The organism is Wolbachia endosymbiont of Drosophila baimaii (assembly GCF_028982185.1).
In the GTDB taxonomy this organism is placed as follows: Bacteria; Pseudomonadota; Alphaproteobacteria; order Rickettsiales; family Anaplasmataceae; genus Wolbachia; species Wolbachia pipientis.
The window spans coordinates 1-760 of the sequence record NZ_JAPQLE010000176.1 but is presented as its reverse complement, the minus strand read 5'-3'; the positions used below and the strand labels follow the sequence as shown (position 1 = coordinate 760).

Sequence of the window (760 nt, the reverse complement as noted above, 5' to 3'; positions counted from 1 at the left end):
GAAAAACATTCCTCTATTCGAATCCTTTCGTCGTGCTGTTGATTCTGCCTTCCTATGACCTGTTCGGACTATTATGAGAAATGCTATACTGCCATACTAACAAATCTCGGCACCGCTCATTATGCTTTAGGTGATCCTCAGAAAGCAAAAGAGTTGTTTGAACGGGCTTTAGTTATCTTTAAGAAACATTACAATTCTGACCATTTTGAAATTGTTAAACCACTGGCAAACCTGGGTATCGTTTATGGTACTTTAGGTGATCCTCAAAAGGCAAAAGAGTTGCTTGAACGAGCTTTAGTAATTCAAGAGAAATATTATAAACCTAATCATTTTGAGGTTGCTAGGACACTAGTGAATCTAGGTAATGCTTACAGGAATTTAAGTGATCCTCAGAAGGCAAAAGAGTTGCTTGAACGAGCCTTAGTAATTCAAGAGAAACATTATGGCCCCAATTATTTTGAAGTTGCTATTACACTAACAAACCTTGGTGTCTTTCATGGGGATTTAGATGACTACGAGAAACAGAAGGGGTTACTTGAACGGGCTTTAGCAATTAATGAACAACATTATGGCCCCGACCATTTCGAAGTTGCTAGGACACTAGTGAATCTAGGTAACGCTTACAGGGATTTGGGTAATCCTCAGAAAGCAAAAGAGTTGCTTGAACGAGCCTTATACCAATTCTCACTGCACAACAAACAGATAGACAATAATGGAAAAAAAGCCATACTAAACTAAGTGTAATAGCGAGGTATAAATG

General features: G+C 38.3%; 1 protein-coding gene. It reads left to right on the top strand.

Annotation, left to right across the window (positions count from 1 at the left end; genetic code table 11):
* The first annotated feature begins 54 nt into the window (after window positions 1-54).
* Window positions 55-738 (top strand): tetratricopeptide repeat protein, encoded by a 684-nt coding sequence (locus tag OZD66_RS05460; RefSeq protein ID WP_275022443.1) that lies wholly within the window; start codon window positions 55-57, stop codon window positions 736-738.
* The last annotated feature ends 22 nt before the right edge of the window (window positions 739-760 follow it).

What these genes read in the sequence shown, in the direction of transcription:
- OZD66_RS05460 (WP_275022443.1), top strand. Translation starts at nt 55, where the DNA reads ATGACCTGTTCGGACTATTATGAGAAATGCTATACTGCCATACTAACA.